This window comes from Stenotrophomonas sp. 63632_Sma (assembly GCF_056482875.1).
Map to the genome: position 1 here is coordinate 1,955,195 of NZ_CM151220.1, position 18,844 is coordinate 1,974,038.

The window sequence follows — 18,844 nt, forward strand, 5'->3', positions numbered from 1 at the left end:
GATGAGCGGAGAAAGCGCGGCAGCACCGGGCCATGCCCGGCGGAATTCCCCAACGACGGGCGTATTGCCGGAGATCGCGGCGCGCGCCGAGGCCGCCATCGCGATTCGCCATGACCTGCACCGCCACCCGGAGCTGGCCTTCGAGGAACACCGCACCAGCGCTCGCGTGGCCGATCTGCTGCAGCAGTGGGGCTATGAGGTCACCACCGGCCTCGGCGGTACCGGCGTGGTCGGTACGTTGCAGCGCGGGCAGGGCAGCCGTCGCCTTGGGCTGCGTGCCGACATCGATGCACTGCCGATCCATGAGGACTCCGGCCTGGCCTACGCCAGCCAGAACGAGGGGCTGATGCATGCCTGCGGCCACGACGGGCATACCGCCATCCTGCTGTCCGCCGCGCACTACCTGGCCCATCACGGCCGTATCGACGGCACCCTGCAGCTGGTGTTCCAGCCGGCCGAGGAAACCGGTTCGGGCGCTTCGAAGATGATCGCCGATGGCCTGTTCGAACGTTTTCCGGTGGATGCGATCTATGGCCTGCACAACTGGCCGGGCGTGCCGGTGGGTCACTTCGGCTTTGTCGATGGCCCGGCAATGGCGTCGGTGGACTGGGCGCGGCTGAAGGTGATCGGCAAGGGCGGTCACGGCGCCGAGCCGCAGGGCAGTGTCGATCCGATTCTGGTGGCAGCGCACATCGTCACCGCGCTGCAGAGCGTTGTCTCGCGCAATGTGGATCCACGGCAGATGGGCGTGGTCACCGTCGGTTCGATCCACGGCGGGCAGGCCGCCAATGTGATCCCGGACGTAGTGGAGCTGAAGCTGACCGTGCGCGCCTACCTGCCCGAGGTACGTGACACCCTGCGGCGCCGTGTTACCGAGGTCGCCGAGCAGACCGCCGCCGCGTTCGGCGCGCGCGCGGAGATCGAGTTCCCGCGCGGCTTCCCCAGCGTGATCAACCATCCGCAGCAGACCGCCTACATCCGTGAGGTGGCCGTGCAGGGCTTCGGCAGTGAACAGGTGGTACCGGAGTTCGCGCCACGCACGGCCAGCGAGGATTTCGCGTTCCTGCTGCAGGCGCGGCCGGGCAGTTTCGTGTTCGTCGGCAACGGCGACAGCGCGCCGCTGCACAGCCCGCGCTATGTGTTCAACGACGCCGCCATCGCACCCGCCGCCAGCCTGTGGGCGCGGCTGGCTGAAGACTATCTGGTGAAGGACGTGGCATGAGCAGCAACGAACGCTTCCTCTACACCTCGGTGGATGATCCACTGGCGCGGCCGCTGTTCGATGGCCTGGAGCAGGAGTACGACAGCCGCTACGCCGACGTGCGTCGACGCATCGGCGGCAGCGCCCGCGAGGAGCTGCAGCGCTACCCGGCGCAGGCCTTTGCTGCCCCGGTTGGCGCGTTCGTGCTGCTGCTGCGCGATGGTGTGGCGATCTCCGGCGGTGCCTTCATGCCGCACCGCGATCCGGATACCGCCGAGTTCAAGCGCATCTGGACATTGCCAGGGCTGCGCCGCCAGGGCATCGCGCGGCGCGTGCTGCAGGAGCTGGAAGACCAGGCAGCGCGGCAAGGGTACCGGCGGGTGTTCCTGACGACCGGCTTCCGCCAGCCTGAGGCTGTTGGCCTGTACCTCAGCCATGGCTACACCGCGCTGTTCGACCTGGAGGCCGACCCGGAAACGGTTGCGCATCTGCCGTTCGAAAAGCACCTGCGGGCAGCGACGCCTGTCGTTGCGCCTGCGCAGACCCAGCTGCAAGGAGCCCACGCGTGAGCACGCCTTCGACCGCGCTGGATGGCATTGCAACCCGGCCGGCGCCAGCACCGGCGCTGAAGATCGTGCCGGCCCGGCATCCGCTGCAGGTCTTCGGCACGGTGCTGGCACTGGCGCTGATCCTGATCGGGCTGCAATCAGTGCTGGGCAATCCGCGCTGGGGCTGGGGCACCTTCGCCGAGTGGTTCTTCGCACGCCCGGTGCTGGAAGGCCTGGGCCGTACGCTGCTGTTGACCGCACTCGGTACCGGTCTAGGCTTCGCGCTGGGCACCTTGCTTGCGCTGGCCCGGGTGTCCGGTTCACCGCTGCTGTCGGCGGTGTCGTGGGGCTATGTCTGGTTGTTCCGTTCGATCCCACTGCTGGTGCTGTTGTTGCTGTTGAACAACCTGGGCTACCTGTACACCACCATCGAGCTGGGCGTGCCGTTCACCGGTATCAGCCTGTTCTCGTACCCGACCACGCAGCTGATTGGTGTGTTCACCGCGGCGGTGCTGGGCCTGACCCTGAACCAGGCGGCGTTCTCGGCGGAGGTGATCCGTGGCGGCATCCTGTCTGTGGACCATGGGCAGTATGAGGCGGCCGCCGCGCTTGGCCTGCCGCGTGGCCGCCAGGTGCGCCGCATCATCCTGCCGCAGGCGATGCGCTCGATCCTGCCGGCCGCGTTCAACGATGTGATCGGCCTGGCCAAGAGCACTTCGGTGGTCTACGTGCTGGCGCTGCCTGAGCTGTTCTACACGGTGCAGGTGATCTACCGCCGCAACCTGGAAGTGGTGCCGCTGCTGATGGTGGCCACGGTCTGGTACCTGGTGATCCTCACCGTGCTGTCGTTGCTGCAGCGGCGCGTGGAGCAGCGCTTCGCACGCGGTCAGCTGCAGCGCGAGCGTTCGGTATCGCGTGTCTCGTCACCGACGCGCGCCACAGGTGAGGCTGCACCGCGCGTGGTCAATCGCCCGCGCATCGCCGCGCAGGTTGAAGCGGGCGAGGGGGCATCGGTATCGCTGCACGGTGTGGGCAAAGTGTTCGGCGACCAGCCGGTGCTGGAAGACGTGAACCTGGACCTGCGCGCTGGCAGCGTGACGGTGCTGATCGGCCCGTCCGGCGCTGGCAAGTCCACGTTGCTGCGGCTGATAAACCACCTGGAACGTGCCGACAGCGGTTACGTGACCGTCGGCGGCCAGCTGATCGGCTACCGCCGCGATGGTGACACCCTGTACGAGCTGCCCGAGCGTGAGATCCGCCGCCGTCGTGCGGAGGTGGGCATGGTGTTCCAGGGCTTCAACCTGTTCCCGCACCTGACTGCGCTGGAGAACATCATCGAGGCACCGATCGCAGTGCGTGGCGTGTCGCGCGCGCAGGCCGAGCAGCAGGCGCGCACGCTGCTGGAACGGGTCGGCCTGGCCGACAAGGCCGATGCCTTCCCGCGCCAGCTGTCCGGCGGCCAGCAGCAGCGCATCGCGATTGCTCGTGCGCTGGCCCTGCAACCGAAGGTGCTGCTGTTCGACGAACCGACCTCGGCACTGGACCCGGAGCTTGTGGCCGAAGTGCTCAGCGTGATCGAGGAGCTGGCCCGTTCCGGCACCACGCTGGTGATCGTCACCCATGAGCTGAGCTTCGCCCGTCGGGTGGCTGACCACGTGGTGATGATGGACCAGGGCCGGGTGATCGAGCAGGGCACGCCCGAGGCGCTGTTCGAGCGCCCGCGCCAGCAACGCACCGCCGATTTCCTGGCCAAGACCCTGTAACCCCGGAAGGAAGACCATGCGCCCTGCAGCACCGCGTCGCCCCTCACGCAGCACCCTGTTGATCGTGGGTGTGCTGGTCATCGGCATCGCCGGCATCGTCTATTCGCGCGTGCGTCAGGCACCGGATGCCGGCACCGTGGCCGCAGCCAGCCTGGCGGGTGCGAACACCGCAATCCTGAAGGGCACGCTCGATCCGAAGGCGCAGGCGTTGATTCCGGCCGACTATCGCTTTGTCACGCCTGGTACGTTCACCGTGGCCACCCATCCGGGGCAGCTGCCGCTGGCCGACTATGGTACCGACAGCAAGGACGTGGTCGGCATCGAGCCGGACATCGCGCGGCTGATTGCCGATGGGTTGGGCCTGAAGCTGGTGATCGTGCCGGTGGCGTGGGCGGACTGGCCGTTGGGGTTGGAATCAGGCAAGTACGATGCCGTGCTGTCGAACGTGACGGTGACCGAAGAGCGCAAGAAGAAGTTCGATTTCTCCAGCTACCGTTACGATCTGCTGGGAATTTACACGCGCACTGATGGGCCGATCCAGAAGATCGAAAAGCCGGCTGACGTGGCCGGGCTGAAGGTGGTGGTCGGTGCCAGCACCAACCAGGACCAGATCCTGCGCCAGTGGGACCAGCAGAACATCGCCGCTGGCTTGAAGCCGGTGGAGTACCAGTACTTCGATGACGCCGTGGTTGGGCGGCTGGCAGTGATCACCGGGCGCGCCGATGTCTCGTTTGAGCCCAACGCCACCGGCGCCTATTCGGCGCGCGATGGCAAGGTGCGGCGTGTGGGCCTGTTCCCGGGGGGCTGGCCGAACGCCGCGGCGATCTCGGTGACCACGCGCAAGGGCAGCGGCCTGGCTGATGCGGTGACGCAGGCGCTGAACACCCAGATCGGCAGTGGCACCTATGCGCAGGCGCTGAAGCGATGGAATGTGGCCGAGGAGGCCGTGCCGCAGTCGCAGACCAACCCGCCGGGGCTGCCGACGCTCTGACGCCGGGCATCGCCCGGCAGCTACCGCTGCTTTTGTAGAGCCGAGCCATGCTCGGCTGCAGTTCGCGTGGTGTGCGATGCGTCGAGCATGGCTCGACTCTACAAGAGCATCCACGCATGGCGTGGATCTACTCGCAGAGTCTGACTTCTGTAGAGCCGAGCCATGCTCGGCTGCAGTTCGCGTGGTGTGCGATGCGTCGAGCATGGCTCGACTCTACAAGAGCATCCACGCATGGCGTGGATCTACTCGCAGAGTCTGACTTCTGTAGAGCCGAGCCATGCTCGGCTGCATTACCAGACCGCTTCCAACGTCCGGAACGGTTTCGCCAGGCGCACGCCCTCGGCATCGAAGTCGGAAACGCTGCGTCCATCCACGCGCACAGACTTCGGCGCGGTCCGGTTCGGCCACCACATGCGCACGGCGGTGTCCTTGCGCAGCCCCTCGCCAATCACCACTGTCAGCAGCCCGTCGCGCTGCCGCGCCTGCATCTGCAACGTGCCATACGCGGTCGGCAGACGCTCCACCGCCAATCCATCGCCCGCCACCCACGAAGGCGGTGTGCCCGGCAGCAATGACAACGCGTCATCGTCCTCGCGCATCAACATGCCGAACAGCGTGCGGCCGTATTCGGCACCGATCCAGGTATGCGGCATGTCGCCGAGGTAGCGCGGGAAGCGCAGCCGTGAATGCACTACTTCGGCCAGCACCTGCCATTCAAGCGGGCGCCGATCGTGAAGCAGGCCCTGCAACAGCTCGTCAGCCACGTCTGGCTGGCCAAGATGCACATAGCTCAGCACATTGCGGATCTCGTACGGCGTGTAGGCATACAGCGCCCCGGGCTGGCTGCGCTTGCGCACGTCCTCCAGATAGCGGGTGAAGGTGGTCCGCAATGCATCTGCCGGCAGCACGCTCTGCGCACCGGTGGGGTCCAATGCAATCGAAACGCCGGTGGGATCACCATCGCCCAGATCCGCCGAGGACGGAATGAAGTCGATGCCCTTCCACGCCATCGTCGCCCGGATCGAGGCATGCAGTGCGTCGTACAGCAGCTTGTACTGTTCGCGCGCCCAACGGGCGGTTTCATGGTCGCCAAGTGCCTCTGCCAGCCACGCGCCGTCGTGCCAGCCCTTCAGGCCCCAGTAGTCATCCCAGTAGCTGTGGGTGGGCGACGGATAGCCCTCATGGCTGATCGACGGCGCAAGAATGCCCGCGAAGCGCTCCGGCGCTGGCTGGTCAGCCATGTAACCCGCTACCAGCGTGCGCTCGCGCAGCTGCTGCAGGAAGCGCAACGCCGCCTTCACTTTCGGCAGGTACGCGCGCACCGACTCCGCACCGCCATCGAGGCGGGCGACATCGGCGACCAGTGCCACATACTGGCCCTGGCTGTCGTACTCGATGTCCGAACCAAAGCCGGTGTTGACGCTGCCATCGTCGTTGAGGATCGGCGAGACCAGTCCGCTGCCGTGCACGCCGTGCTGGCTATACCACGCCAGGTAGTCGCGCGCGACCTTGGCTTCGCCCATGCGCAGCAGCACCGCCGAGGTGGCCATGCCATCGCGGATGAAGGAGCGGTTGTAGTTGCGCGGGCCGGGCTGCATGGCCGGGCCGGTCTGGTTGATCAGCATGTAGGCAGCCTGCGCGCGCAGCATGTCGACCAGCGAGGGATCGGGCAGGCGCAGGCCGACCTGGCCCAGCCGCGCCTGCCAATCTGCGGACGCCTGCGTGGCCAGCGTCTCGAACGCCGCATTGGCATCACGGGGCAGCGTGGACAGGTCAAGCGCAGGCGCCTCGGGCAGCACGCCATTGGCATCGGCAGCGGCGGTACCGAGTGGGAACGCCACGACCACCGCATCGCTGGCACCGGGCGCGAGGCGGATCCGGTAGCTCAATGCGGCTGCGGCCAGTCCTTGCTCGTCACGTGCCTGCTGCGAGGAAGGCAGTTCGCCGGCAGCGACGTCCGCGGTGATCTCCGTTGCGCCGTCCTTCCCGAACGGCGCCACGCCGGACGCAGCCACTGGCGTGAGCGAATGCAGCAGCGTGCGGCCATTGATGCGCAGGGCCTTTCCATCGATGGCGACCTCGCGGATCGGCGACAGCCCACCGTTCTGCCATGGCGGGTTCATCTGCATCGGTCGTACCGCCAGGGTCAGCGTGCCGTCGATCGCCGTGGTGCCGGAGTTGCGCAGGCGATGGCGGAGAAAGGTCACCGGCTGGCCATCGCGCTCGATGGCGAACACCTCACTGCGCAGCTCCAGCCCAGGCTGCGGCGACCAGGTGGCCGAAGGCATAGGCTTCCAGCCATCGCGCAGGGCGTGCTGTACGGGCTGACCGGCGGCACCTGCAGCACGCCCGTCGGCGCTTCGCCAGAGCGGCTGCACCAGCGGCGCACCCTTGAACGCTTCCAGATTGCCGTATTCGTCGAAGATCGATTTCTGCCGGCCCGCATGCACACCCACGGCGGTCCAGTAGGTCTGCTGCATCTGCAGCGAGGCGGGGAACAAGGCACGTTGCGCACCGCTGGCGGCAATCTGGTAGCGCTTCATCGGCGTCATCACGGCTTTCGGGCCAAGCAGGCGCAGGCGCGCGATCTGCGGGGCAGCGCCGTCCACGGCCAGGCGGAATGCACGTAGAGGTTGTGCCGTGTCAGCAGCCAGCCAACTCTGCCGATGGCTGGCCGCCTGTGCATCGTGTGCGAGGTCCTGCCATCGGCCCTGTGCGTCCTGCGCCTGCAAGCGGGCGGCGCCGCGCCCGCCATCGGCCCAGTCGACCGCGAGACCGGCCGTGGACTGGGCGCGAGGCAGCATGATCTCGAGCGTACGGGATCCACCTTTTCCGGCTGGAACCGCGACGGTGCCGCCGCCTTGCCAGAGCGCGGCTGCCTGCGTTGCATCGACACCGCTGATGCGTGCGCTGAGCGTGCTGTCCAGCGGCTCCATCTCGAAGATCGACACGCCCCAATCGGACGTGCGCTGCGGGCTGGCCAACCGCAGGTAGCGCGCCTGGCGTGGCGCGAAGTACAGCGTTTCCACGTCACCCAGCGAATCGGCCATGGTGTAGGCGGTCTGCCACTGCGTGCCGTCCAGCGAGGTCTGCAGCGAATAGCCTTCCGGGTTGGAGACATCCCAGGTGATCCGTGCGCCCGCCAGCATCGTCGGTGCACCCAGATCGATCTGGAACCAGTGGCCCGGACTGAAGGCGCCGCCGGTGACGGTCTTGGGGTCGCCGTCGATCAGGTGGCTGATCGCCATCGCCGGTACCTGCTGCGAGGAGGCGCTGGCCTGCCATTGGCTGCGTGGTGGCAATGTCTGTGCCTGCGCGGAGGATGCCAGGACGGCGAGCATCAGAGTGGCGGCGGGTCGCCATGGGGCAGGTGGGCGGGAGACCTTGGAGCGTTCGGCGCGCAACGTCATTACGGACAGCCTCGCAGGTTCGACCGGAATCGGGCGAGCGCTACGCTAGCAAGGGATGTAATCGGTTACATGACGCACTGCAGCGCCGCCGGGCGCTGGCGCTGCCATCGCGGGAGCGCTGACGGATGTGGCTCTGGACGGCTGCAGGCTTGCCCCTATGCTGATTGGCAACGACCACCGATCTGAAATGGATTGATGATGGAGTTCAGTTTCACGCTGATGTACCGAGTGCCTGATACCGGAAAAGATCTCAGTGCATTTGAGCGAGGTCTTGCAGAGGTGGGGTGCGACGATGCGCTGCTGGGCAGTGGTTCGCCGGGCGTGTTGGCGTTGCGATTCCAGCGAGAAGGCACAGCCGCAGACGATGTCGCGCGTGCCGCATGCGTGCAGGTCCAGAATGCGGTACCGGAAGCCGAATTGATAACCGTGCATGTCGATGTCAGCAATGCTGGCGGCGTCTCCAATTGCGGTGACTCCAAAGCTGAGCTTGTTTGACGTCCACGGCGCACTTCTCAGAAGCAGCCGAGCATGGCTCGGCTCTACATGGCTTCCGGCAGGTCAAGCGGCATCCTCCATTACAGCTCCACCGTCTCCCACCAGCGCGTACCCGCCTGCGGCGCGTGCATGTCCAGTGCTTCGCCCATCATCGGCGTGGCCACCGGCACGTTCTTTGCGGCGGCCAATGCGGTGATGCGCTCGAACGGCTGCTGCCATGCATGCAGGGCCAGGTCGAAGGTGCCGTTGTGGATCGGCAGCAGCCACTTGCCGCGCAGGTCCAGGTGCGCCTGCAGGGTCTGCTCGGGCTGCATGTGCACGAAGGCCCAGCGCGGGTCGTAGGCACCGGTTTCGATCATGGTCAGGTCGAACGGGCCGTACTTTTCACCGATGGCCTTGAAGCCGTCGAAGTAGCCGGTGTCGCCGCTGAAGAAGATGCGGAAGTCGCCGTCCTGGATCACCCATGACGCCCACAGGCTGCGATCGCTGTCGCCCAGACCGCGGCCGGAGAAATGCTGGCCCGGGGTGGCGGTCAGGCGCAGGCCACCGGCCTCGGTCGATTGCCACCAGTCCAGCTGTTCGACCTTGCTGGCGTCCACGCCCCACGCAATCAACTGGTCGCCCACGCCAAGCGGTGCGATGAAGCGCGCGGTCTTGCCGGCCAGCTGCATCACTGCGGCATGGTCCAGGTGGTCGTAATGGTTGTGCGAGAGGATCACGCCGGCGATCGGCGGCAGTTCGTCGATGCTGATCGGCGGCGCGTGGAAGCGGGCCGGGCCCATCCACTGCACCGGCGAGGCGCGCTCGGAGAACACCGGATCGGTCAGCCAGTATTGGCCACGCAACTTCAGCAGGATCGTGGAATGCCCGAGCCGGAACAGGCTGCGATCAGGCGCGGCGTCCAGGGTGGCGCGGTCCAGCGGCAGCACCGGAATGGGGTGGGCGGGCACGGTGCCCTTGGGCTTGTTGAACAGGAACGTCCACCAGATCTCCGCGCCATCGCGCAGGCCCATCGCCGGACGCGGCAGGGCATTGCGGAACTTGCCGTCGCGGTACTGCGGCGAATCGGGGAAGTCGGGGAGGGACCAGGACTTGCAGAAGGTGTAGGCGGTCACGGCGAGGATTCCAAGCAAAAGGACAAGGAGCAGGCGCTTCATGGGTGACGTCCGCTGGGTACACTGCACAGTGTAGTTTCGTGTTTTTCAAAAGTACACTGCCGGGTGTAAAGTGGTGTCGTCCGTTCAGTTATCTGGTTCCTGCCATGTCCCGTGCCCCGCAACGCCTGACCGACCGCAAACGCGAAGCCATCGTGCGTGCGGCGGTGGAGGAGTTCCGTGCATCGGGCTACGAGGCGACCAGCATGGACCGCATCGCCGAGGTGGCCGGGGTCTCCAAGCGCACCGTCTACAACCACTTCCCGAGCAAGGAAGCGTTGTTCTCGATGATCCTGGAGGAGCTGTGGGAGCGCAGCGTGGCCAGCGACGCACTGCCGTACCGCGCCGACCAGCCGCTGCAGGCGCAGCTGATGCAGCTGCTGGGGCAGAAGCTGGAGCTGCTCAGTGATGCCAACTTCATCGACCTGGCGCGGGTGGCGATGGCCGAGATCATCCATTCGCCGGAACGTGCGCAGGCCATCGTCTGCCGCATGGGCGAGAAGGAAAGCGGTGAGAGTGCGTGGATCCGCGCGGCAATCGCCGATGGCCGGCTGCGCCAGGTCGATCCGGAGTTCGCCGGCCACCAGCTGCACGGGCTGGTGAAGAGCTTTGCATTCTGGCCACAGGTGACGATGGGGCAGGCGCCGTTGAACGAACAGGAGCGCGCACGCGTGGCCGAATCGGCGGTGGCGATGTTCCTGGGTTACTACGCGGTCTAGCTGGCGGCGAAGCGGCGGAACTCGTCGGCCGGCAGCGCCGCCGAGTACAGATAGCCCTGGCCGACATCCACACCCAGTGCGCGCAGTTGCTGTTCCTGCGCGAGGGTTTCGGTACCCTCGGCCACCACGATCGCACCGCAGCGATGCGCGACTTCGACGATGAAGCGAACGATCGACTGCGACTTGGCGTCGGACAGGGTGGCAATCAACGCCTGCTCGATCTTGACCTCGGCAATGGCCAGCTGCGAGAGCAGGATCAGGGTTGAATAGCCGGCACCGAAATCATCCAGTGACAGCGTGACCTCCGCCGCCAGCAGCTGTGCGATGTTGGCATCGACCACGTCGCGCTCGACGATCTCGGTCCATTCGACGATCTCCAGGCGCAGCATCACGCCGGGCACATCGTGCAGTGCCAGCAATTCCTGCAGGCGCAGGCCGAAGTCGGGCAGGCGCAGTGACTCGGCCGAAACGTTCACGGCGATCTTCAGCTGCGAGCCATCGCGTCGGCACTGCTGCAGGAAGTGGATGGCCGACTGCAGCGTGGCCCATTCCAGTTCAGCCAACCGCCCCTGCCGGCGCAGCAGCGAGATCACCCGCATCGGCGCGATCAGCCGGCCCTCGCCGTCGCGCATGCGCAGCAGTGCTTCGGCGCCGACCAGCTGACGATCCTGCAGGCGATGCTTGGGCTGGTAGCACAGGGGGGCATCTCCCTGCTGCAGCCAGCGTTCGAGGGCGACTTCGATCAGGGCGTCGATCTCGCTGTCGCGCTGGATCGGGTCGTCGAAGAACACGACGCCGGATTCGATCGCACTCAGCGCCACGGTGATCGCGCGGAACGGAAGATGTCCTTCGTCGGCATCGGCGGGGGGCTTCAGTTCGACCACCGCACAGCGGAACAGCGGCCGGAAGCCGGGCCAATCGCGGCCGACCCGATCGGCCAGGTTGCTGGCCAGCTCGGTGATCTGCGGCTGCGTGCGCAGTTCGAACAAGGTCAGGTCGCGCACCAGGATCGCCAGCGCGGCATCGCCGAACTGGTAGATCTCCAGCTGCCCGGCTGGCAGCGAGGGCAGCAGCCGATGCACCTCGTCGGTGCTGTCGCGCTGCCACAGGCCGTTGTCCTGCAGCGGACCATAGCGCAGGCGCAGATCGCGCAGGTTGCCCATCTCGGCCACGATCAGGCAGGCCTTGCCGATGCCGTCGTTGTCGCGCCAGTAATGTTGCAGGCGTTCGCCAAGTGCACGCATGTTGGGCAGGCCACTGATCGGATCGATGCGCAGCCAGGCCTGTTCGCGCTGACGCTGTGCATCGATCTGCGCATCGTTGTAGACCAGCGCGAACACCGCGCCGAGCATCAGCAGCGATAGTGGCAGTGCCAGCAGCCGCTGGATTGCCAACTCCTCCACGGGCAGCTGATTGGCGCCGATGATTGCGACGCCCAGTGCCAGGCCCAACGCAGTGACGGCGATACGCACGCCCCAGGCCTGCAGGATCACGCGCAGCGAGAGCTCATTGAGCATGCGCGGGTGCAGGCGCCTGCGCAGCCAGACGCCGGCCAGCATCTGCAGCGTGGCCTCGAGGCCGGCTGGCAGGAAATACTGGGTGCCGGCAAACTGGTAGCGCGCCAGCAGGCTGGCGGCCAGGCAGGTCAGGCCGCCGCGCCAACCGCCCAGCAGGCCACTGACCAGCAGGATGTCGAAGCCGAGGTGCAGCTTGACCACACCCTGGGTGTAACGGGCCACGAACCAGGAATTGAACAGGTAGATCAGGCCCAGCGCCACGCCGACATACAGGCGACGGCCTTCAATGGCGTGCCCGGCGCGGCGGGTGGCGATCAGCAGCACGCCGATCATGCCGATCACCGCCGTGGCCTGCAGCAGGTACAGCGGCAGGCTGGGCAGGGCGCTGTCCAGGACCTGGGCCGAGACCCGTGAAAGCGCATCCATAGCAGGTTCCCGCCTGTGACCGACGGCCAGTGACGAGCAGCGTAGTCGCAGCAGCGCGCAGGTTCAATTGCGCTGGCTGGGTTCGGGCAGGAGGTGTTCGGCCATGAAATCCACGAACGCGCGTACACGCGGCTGCTGATGGCGATGGCTTGGCCAGAGGGCCCAGAAGGTGCTTCGCTCAGTGCTCCATGGGTCCAGAACGCTGACGAGCGAACCGCGGTCCAGCGCATCACGCGTGGCGAAGTCGGGCAGGCACGCAATGCCATGGCCATCGATGGCCATGTGCAGGATCGTCTCAAGATGATTGGCAGTCATTGCGGCAGTCAGCCGCAGCTCGGTGCCTCCCTCATGCGTGGGCAGCGGCCAACGTTCGATCAGGCCGGTGCCGGGAAAGCGATGGAGGAGGCATGCGTGGCCGCTCAGATCATCCGGGTGCTGTGGCGTGCCGCGCTTGGCGAAGTACGCAGGGGCGCCCACACAGAGCAGGCGGGCACTGCCGAGGTTGCGGCCGTGCAGCCTGGAGTCGGCGGGGTTGCCCGTGCGGACAACGGCGTCGAAGCCCTCCTCGATGACATCGACAAGACGGTCGCTGAAGTGCAGGTCGAGTTCGATGGCGGGAAAGCGGTGCGCAAAGGCCGATAGCACCGGCAGCATCAGTCCGCTGGCGAGTGGAAGACTGACCTTCAGGCGACCGCTGGGCGCGGCTTGGGCGTCGGTCAGCTCGCGCTCCGCTGCGGCGACCTCGGTCATGATGCGACGGCAGCGTTCAAGGAACTGCTCGCCTTCGGCAGTCAGGCTGACGCTGCGGGTATTGCGATTCAGCAGGCGGGCGCCCAGGCGCTCTTCCAGCCGGGCGATGGTCTTGCTTGCCGCCGAAGGGGTGATGCCACGCTGTCGTGCTGCGGCCGCGAAGCTGCGTGCCTCGGCGACCAGAACGAAGAGGCTGAGACCGGCAAAGCTGTCCATGACATGGCCATTGATGACGTTCATGTCATTAAAGCACGGACACAACGATGGATTCTTAGGCGATAGCGTCGTCGATAGCATCAATGGGGTGGCGCCTGGCCACGCTGGAGCTTCATCGACATGTCTGTTGCCTCTGCTGAGACGGCCGGATCATCACGCTTTGGAGTGGTGCTTGCGGGCTGCCTGACGGCGCTCACCATTCCGTTGAGCATTGCCAGCCCCGCCGTTGGCATTCCCGCCATCCGGGACGCGCTGGGCGGTTCGCCTGCGGCGTTGTCCTGGATCATCAACGCTTATCTGTTGACCTACGGCTGCACCACGCTGGTGGCCGGTGGGCTGGCCGATCTGCATGGCAGGCGCCGGATCTGGCTTCTGGGCGGCGCGTCGTTTGCGCTGGTCACCGGCCTGATCCCCTTGATGCCCGATGTGGCGTGGATCAATGCACTGCGACTGCTTCAGGGGATGGCGGCGTCGGCTGCGTTTGCCGGTGCGATGGCGTCGCTGGCGCAGGTGTTCGACGGCGAGGCGCGGGCAAGGGTGTTCAGCCTGATCGGCACCACCTTTGGTGCAGGAGCCGCAGGCGGTCCGCTGCTGGCAGGCGGGTTGATCGATGCGCTGGGCTGGGAATGGGTGTTCTTCCTGCCTGCGTTGCTGGCCGCCCTGACCGTACCGTTGGTCGCCCGGTCATCCGTCGAATCGAAGAGCACCGGTTCGCCACGCCTGGATTGGCTGGGCGCCGTCACCTTCATGCTGGCGCTGGGGTCACTCACCTACGCCATGATCGTGCTGCCGGAACGCGGCCTGTTGCATCCGCAGACGCTGGTACTGCTGGCGCTCTCGATGGTGTTGCTGGCCGCGTTCATTGCCGTCGAGCGCTCCCATCGAACACCGCTGCTGGATCTCGGGCTGTTCCGCAACCGGCGCTTTGTCGGCGTGCAGATTCTCGCCGCTGCGCCTGCGTTCTCGTACGTCGTCCTTCTGGTGGTGCTGCCGGCGGGGTTCATCGGTGTTGAAGGACTGCGACCCACCGAGGCTGGACTGGCGATGGCAGCGCTGTCTGCACCCTTGCTGGTTGTTCCCCTGGTTGCCGGCTACCTGCTGCGCTGGATTCCGGCGCGGACGCTGTGCTGTGCGGGCCTGCTGATCGGTGCGCTTGGGCTGGCATGGCTGGCGCAGGTGTTCCAGTTCCCGTCGGTGCGCTGGATGCCGATGCTGGTCATCGGAATCGGCATCGGCCTTCCCTGGGGCATCATGGATGGCCTGGCGGTCAGCGTGGTCGGCAAGGAGCAGGCCGGCATGGCCGCTGGCATCTTCAATGCGATGCGACTGGCAGGCGATTCCATTGCCCTCGCGCTTGTCGGCATCATGCTCTCATCCCGCATTGGCGGGAGTATGGCGCTTGAGGCCAGCGTCGTGGCCCGTGCCGCCGTGCACCGGCTGTCCATGGGCGACCTTGGCGGAGCGGTGGAGGCATTGCCAGGCGTTTCGAGAACGGCGCTGGCCCAGGCATACATGGAGTCCGTCCGTGGCCAGCTGTTTGTCCTGGCGATGGCGACCGTGCTGACCGCCATCGTGCTCGGGTACCTGTTGCGCGAAGAGGTCGAGCTTGGCCTGCGCAGAGTCGGTCAGTAGCGCGGGTCGGCGATGGCCGGCAGCACCAGTTCGCGCACGAAGCCGGACGGTGACAGCCGCAGCAACGCGCGCACCATCGCAACGACGTCGTGCACCGGCACCAGCTCGCCGTCGCCGCGCGCTGCGGCCTCTGCCACCGGCACTGAAAGTGCATCGTCGGTGTTGAGGTAGCCCAGCTGCAGGCTGGTCACCGCCAGGCGGCGATCGCGGAAACCCTCGCGCAGTGCATCGGCGATGCCGTTGAGCGCGAACTTGGATGCGCCGAACGCCACTTCCGGGCGGCCGCTGCGTGGCAGTGCCGAGGTCGAGCCGGTCAGCACCAGCTGCGGGCGTGGTGCGCCCAGCACCCGCGGCAGCAGGCGCTGCAGCAGCACCAGGGTGGCGGTGATGTTGACGTCGACGAGTTGGGTGAGTGCGGCATCGGTTTCGTCGAGGAAGGCGTACTCGTCGCTGAAGGCGGTCTCTTCCCAGATGCCCAGGTTGTGGATCAGCACATCCAGATCGGCAGGTGCCTGTGCTGCGATGTGGTCGGCAGCCACGGTCGGCTGGGACAGATCGGCTTCGATCCACTGCAGGGTGACGCCCTCGGGGCATTCAATATCGCGCGGTCGGTTGCGTGAAACGCCGATGACGGTGTCGCCTGCACTGCACAGGCCTTCCACGAACGCCCGACCGAGGCCCCTGCTGGCGCCGATGACCATCAATTTCATGTTGCTTCCTTGTTGTACTGCGGCGGCCTCAGTCGACCGCCAGAACGGTGTCCCAATCGGCGAACGCACGCAGGCCGCTGCGTTCGGCGGTAATGATCGAGGCGGTGTTGTCGAGCTGGCAACGGTACTGCGGTTGCAGCCCGGCCGTCTGTGCGGACACGGCCATGGCGCGTACCAGCTGGCGCGCGTGCCCGCGACCGCGGGCCTCGGGCAGGGTCAGCACGCCCATGTCGGCCAGGGCCGGATCCAGGCTCCACGGGTACATGCTTCCCGCGGCAACCAGCCGCTCGCCATCGAAGGCGCCGAACACCTGCCAGTGGTCCAGCTCGACCCAGGCGGCATCCAGATCCTCCTCGCTCGCGCTGGCCTGGAACCCGTCGAACGCGGCTGCGTCGGCCGGGCCAAGACAGCGGATATGTGGCGGTGCAGGGCGCTCGGCCAGGGCCGCAAGTTCTGCGGCGGGGAAGTAGAAGACGCGATCCGCGCCATGCGTGCGCTGGCCGAGCTGCTGCAGGCGCAGTTGCAGCTGCGGGAGCGTCCAGTGCGGCTGCGCGTGCAGTTGCAGGCGAGCGGCCAGGGCCGGGCGCAGCAGTGCGCGCGCGGGGCCCACGACCGGCTGCAGCAGCATGCCGTCCTCGCCCTCATCGAAATCATCGCTGCACGCCAACTGCAGCAGTGGATCATCCTGCAGCATGCGCTGCCCGGAGAACACGCTGCGCCAGGTCGCATCGATCAACGGGGCAAACACATCATCCATGACCGGTGTCTCGCTCAGTGCCGGGGCAGGTCCACCTGCAGGCCGGCGGCCTTCCATTCGGGGTAACCGGCGGCGAGCCGCTGCGCGGTCAGTCCGGCCTCGCGCAGCATCGCCACCGCATCGTTGGACAGCACGCAGTAGGGACCGCGGCAATACGCGACAATGTGGACGGCACGCGGCAGTTCGTCCATCCGTGCACGCAGTTCCGTAACGGGAATGTTCAGCGCGCCGGGCAGGTGTCCCAGATCGAATTCCTCACGCGGCCGCACATCCAGCAGCACCACGCTGCTGCGTTGTTCCAGCAACTGCTCGACAGTCAGGCCTTCCAGAGCATCGCGGCGCTGCAGGCTGTCGTGGATCACGCCGTGCATCTCGCTGCGCTGGTGGTCGGCATAGTCGCGCAGCGCGGCCAGCAGGTTGCCCAGCGGACCCTCACCACTGCGGTAGAGGATGCGCTTGCCATCGCGTCGGGTCTGAACCAGGCCGGCACGGCGCAGCTGCTGCAGATGCTGGGAGGTATTGGCCACCGACAGCCCGGTCAGTTCGGCCAGGCGCTCCACTGCGCGCTCGCCCTGGGCGATGTGCTCCAGCAGGGCCAGGCGATGGGCATGGCCGAGCGTGCGGGCGATTTCGGCCAAGGCTTCCAGCGGTGAGAGCGGTGGCTCTGTTGCAGCGTTCATGCGGCGCACGCTAGCATCGCTCTATCATTCAAGCAAATAATTGAAGGTGCGCGATATGGCTGGCTTGGCGACATTCTTGATGGATGCGGTGGTAGTCGGCGTGGGAGCGACCGCAGTGATGGACCTGTGGGCGCTGGTGCAGCGGCGGCTGCTTGGCATTCCCTCGCTGGATTTCGCGATGGTGGGCCGCTGGCTGGGGCATCTGCCGCGCGGGCGCTTCCGCCACGATGGCATCGGCCGCTCGGCAGCGGTCAGTGGCGAGCGCGCGCTGGGTTGGACCGCGCATTACGTGATCGGTGTGGTCTTCGCCGCGTTGCTGCTGGCCGTAGTGGGGAACGGTTGGGTGCAGGCGCCGACACTGTGGCCGGCGCTGGCCTTCGGCATCCTCAGCGTCGCCGCACCGTTCCTCATCCTGCAGCCGGGCATGGGCGCGGGCATCGCCGCTTCAAAGACCCCGGCGCCGGGCAAGGCGCGCCTGCGCAGCATGGTGGCGCACAGTGTGTTCGGCCTGGGCATGTACCTTTCCGCGTTGTTGTTGGCTGCGGTCCATGCAGGATGAGCGAGAATCCGTGGGGTCACCGGCAACAGGAACACCTCGGCATGGAAGCACCCGAATCCATCAGTGATGACATGCCGCTGCCGTGGGCTTGGCAGGAGGCGTTGGCCGATGCGCGCATCGAGCGGCAATCGATCGGTGTGTCGCGTGCGGATGTTGCCCGCGTGCATCGGCCGGGCCAGGCCGATGCCTTCCTGAAGTCGGAAGTGATCGACGCCTTCAGTGAGCTGGGCGATGAGATCGCGCGCCTGCGTTGGCTGCAGGCACAGGGACAACCGGTGCCAACGGTGATTGCCACTGCCGAAGAGGCGGGCCGGCGCTGGTTGCTGATGAGCGCGCTGCCTGGCCGCGACCTGGCCTCGTCGCCGGAGCTCGCGCCGCAGCAGCTGGTGGAGCTGCTGGCCGACGCGCTACGCGGGCTGCATGCGTTGCCGGTGGCAGCCTGTCCGTTCGACCAGCGACTGGCGTCGCGCGTGCAGGTTGCGCAGGCCCGCGTTGAAGCGGGCCTGGTGGATGCCGATGATTTCGATGACGAACGCCTGGGCCAGAGTCCGCAGCAGGTCTTCGCCGAACTGTGCAGCACCCGGCCCGACCATGAAGACCTGGTGGTCAGCCATGGCGATGCGTGCCTGCCGAATCTGATGGTGGTCGAGGGCCGCTTCAGTGGTTTCATCGACTGTGGCCGGCTGGGTGTGGCCGACCGCTACCAGGACCTGGCGCTGGCCGCGCGCAGCCTGGTCCACAACTTCGGCGACACGCGTTGGGTCGCGCCGTTGTTCCAACGCTACGGTGCGGTGGCCGACGAGCGCCGGCTGGCGTTCTACCGGTTGCTCGACGAATTTTTCTGAGCCCGCGCATGGCTGGCGATGGCCGCGCAGATCAGGCCACCGACCACGCTCAGGTGTTCCAGCGCGAAGAACAGGGCCAGCTGCTGTTCGGCGCCGTGCTTGTTCCAGAAGGTATGCACGATGACGATGGTCAGCAGCATGAACACCGCCAGCGCGCCGCTGCCCAGCCAGAGCAGGCGATCAAGCAGCAGGCACACTGCGCCGCCCAGCAGCACCACGGCGCTGGCGATGTTGAACAGCACAGGCGGTTGCAATCCGGCGGCCTGCATTTCGGCCACGCTGTTGTCCCACGCCAGCAGCTTGGCCAGGCCCGAGGACAGGAACACCACGGCCAGCAACAGCCGCGCGAGGAACCACAGCACGCGGCTGTCGAGCAGGGTGGTGATCATCCGTGGCATGCAGGAACTCCGGGTTGAGCGTGGGACAGGCCACGCAGCATCGGGCCTCAACCGCAGTTGAGGTCAAGGCTGG

Annotated in this window: 17 protein-coding genes; 9 read left to right on the top strand and 8 right to left on the bottom strand. The window is 66.7% G+C overall.

Annotation, left to right across the window (positions count from 1 at the left end):
• Nucleotide 1 precedes the first annotated feature (1 nt).
• The 4 genes from ACZK45_RS09100 to ACZK45_RS09115 are packed head-to-tail and all read left to right on the top strand — an operon-like array spanning nt 2 to nt 4,503.
• Nucleotides 2-1,222: a M20 aminoacylase family protein gene (locus tag ACZK45_RS09100; protein WP_478445726.1), complete on the top strand. Its 1,221-nt coding sequence runs from the start codon at nt 2-4 to the stop codon at nt 1,220-1,222.
• Entirely contained in the window at nt 1,219-1,770 is a 552-nt protein-coding gene (locus ACZK45_RS09105; RefSeq protein WP_125892936.1) for a GNAT family N-acetyltransferase, read from the top strand. The genes ACZK45_RS09100 and ACZK45_RS09105 overlap by 4 nt, the downstream gene beginning before the upstream one ends.
• Entirely contained in the window at nt 1,767-3,512 is a 1,746-nt protein-coding gene (locus ACZK45_RS09110) for an amino acid ABC transporter permease/ATP-binding protein (RefSeq protein WP_478445727.1), read from the top strand. Before ACZK45_RS09105 ends, ACZK45_RS09110 begins: the two co-directional genes overlap by 4 nt.
• Before the next feature lie 16 nt (nt 3,513-3,528).
• Complete coding sequence (locus ACZK45_RS09115; protein WP_478445728.1) at nt 3,529-4,503, top strand: ABC transporter substrate-binding protein; 975 nt, start codon at nt 3,529-3,531, stop codon at nt 4,501-4,503.
• A 290-nt stretch (nt 4,504-4,793) separates the two neighbouring features.
• Here the strand turns inward: ACZK45_RS09115 and ACZK45_RS09120 are convergent, their stop codons facing one another.
• Nucleotides 4,794-7,913 (bottom strand): galactose-binding domain-containing protein, encoded by a 3,120-nt coding sequence (locus ACZK45_RS09120; RefSeq protein WP_478445729.1) that lies wholly within the window; start codon nt 7,911-7,913, stop codon nt 4,794-4,796.
• A gap of 198 nt (nt 7,914-8,111) precedes the next feature.
• On the opposite strand from ACZK45_RS09120, the gene ACZK45_RS09125 reads away from it, so the two are divergent.
• Nucleotides 8,112-8,408, top strand: a complete 297-nt coding sequence (locus ACZK45_RS09125; protein ID WP_071228931.1) for a hypothetical protein — start codon at nt 8,112-8,114, stop codon at nt 8,406-8,408.
• A gap of 80 nt (nt 8,409-8,488) precedes the next feature.
• Here ACZK45_RS09125 and ACZK45_RS09130 read toward each other — a convergent pair whose 3' ends face one another.
• Nucleotides 8,489-9,565 carry an MBL fold metallo-hydrolase gene (locus ACZK45_RS09130; protein WP_478445730.1) on the bottom strand — a complete coding sequence of 359 codons (1,077 nt, stop codon included), beginning with the start codon at nt 9,563-9,565 and terminating at the stop codon, nt 8,489-8,491.
• 104 nt (nt 9,566-9,669) lie between these two features.
• Here ACZK45_RS09130 and ACZK45_RS09135 point away from each other — a divergent pair, with 104 nt between their 5' ends.
• The gene (locus ACZK45_RS09135) at nt 9,670-10,281 is read left to right on the top strand and encodes a TetR/AcrR family transcriptional regulator (RefSeq protein ID WP_049398557.1); all 612 of its coding nucleotides are present in this window, start codon (nt 9,670-9,672) and stop codon (nt 10,279-10,281) included.
• Here the strand turns inward: ACZK45_RS09135 and ACZK45_RS09140 are convergent.
• Nucleotides 10,278-12,224 carry an EAL domain-containing protein gene (locus ACZK45_RS09140; protein WP_049398556.1) on the bottom strand — a complete coding sequence of 649 codons (1,947 nt, stop codon included), beginning with the start codon at nt 12,222-12,224 and terminating at the stop codon, nt 10,278-10,280. The two genes, ACZK45_RS09135 and ACZK45_RS09140, sit on opposite strands and share 4 nt — an antisense overlap.
• Before the next feature lie 63 nt (nt 12,225-12,287).
• Nucleotides 12,288-13,214, bottom strand: coding sequence for a LysR substrate-binding domain-containing protein (locus tag ACZK45_RS09145; protein WP_478445731.1), 927 nt, complete (start codon nt 13,212-13,214; stop codon nt 12,288-12,290).
• A 96-nt stretch (nt 13,215-13,310) separates the two neighbouring features.
• Between ACZK45_RS09145 and ACZK45_RS09150 the strand changes: the two genes are divergently transcribed.
• Nucleotides 13,311-14,822 carry an MFS transporter gene (locus ACZK45_RS09150; protein ID WP_180836917.1) on the top strand — a complete coding sequence of 504 codons (1,512 nt, stop codon included), beginning with the start codon at nt 13,311-13,313 and terminating at the stop codon, nt 14,820-14,822.
• On the opposite strand, the gene ACZK45_RS09155 is transcribed toward ACZK45_RS09150, so the two are convergent.
• The 3 genes from ACZK45_RS09155 to ACZK45_RS09165 are packed head-to-tail and all read right to left on the bottom strand — an operon-like array spanning nt 14,816 to nt 16,969.
• A complete protein-coding gene (locus ACZK45_RS09155) occupies nt 14,816-15,532 on the bottom strand; it encodes an SDR family NAD(P)-dependent oxidoreductase (RefSeq protein ID WP_180836919.1) in 717 nt (238 codons plus the stop codon). The genes ACZK45_RS09150 and ACZK45_RS09155 overlap by 7 nt on opposite strands.
• Nucleotides 15,533-15,560: 28 nt before the next feature.
• Nucleotides 15,561-16,289, bottom strand: coding sequence for a GNAT family N-acetyltransferase (locus ACZK45_RS09160; protein WP_180836921.1), 729 nt, complete (start codon nt 16,287-16,289; stop codon nt 15,561-15,563).
• Nucleotides 16,290-16,303: 14 nt separating this feature from the next.
• A complete protein-coding gene (locus ACZK45_RS09165; RefSeq protein ID WP_032129739.1) occupies nt 16,304-16,969 on the bottom strand; it encodes an ArsR/SmtB family transcription factor in 666 nt (221 codons plus the stop codon).
• A gap of 55 nt (nt 16,970-17,024) precedes the next feature.
• Between ACZK45_RS09165 and ACZK45_RS09170 the strand changes: the two genes are divergently transcribed.
• On the top strand, nt 17,025-17,528 hold the full coding sequence (locus ACZK45_RS09170; RefSeq protein ID WP_478445732.1) for a DUF2938 domain-containing protein: 504 nt from the start codon (nt 17,025-17,027) through the stop codon (nt 17,526-17,528).
• A 71-nt stretch (nt 17,529-17,599) separates the two neighbouring features.
• A complete protein-coding gene (locus ACZK45_RS09175) occupies nt 17,600-18,373 on the top strand; it encodes an APH(3')-II family aminoglycoside O-phosphotransferase (protein WP_430542002.1) in 774 nt (257 codons plus the stop codon).
• Here ACZK45_RS09175 and ACZK45_RS09180 read toward each other — a convergent pair.
• Complete coding sequence (locus tag ACZK45_RS09180; RefSeq protein ID WP_253146031.1) at nt 18,346-18,771, bottom strand: DoxX family protein; 426 nt, start codon at nt 18,769-18,771, stop codon at nt 18,346-18,348. The two genes, ACZK45_RS09175 and ACZK45_RS09180, sit on opposite strands and share 28 nt — an antisense overlap.
• Between the last annotated feature and the right edge of the window lie 73 nt (nt 18,772-18,844).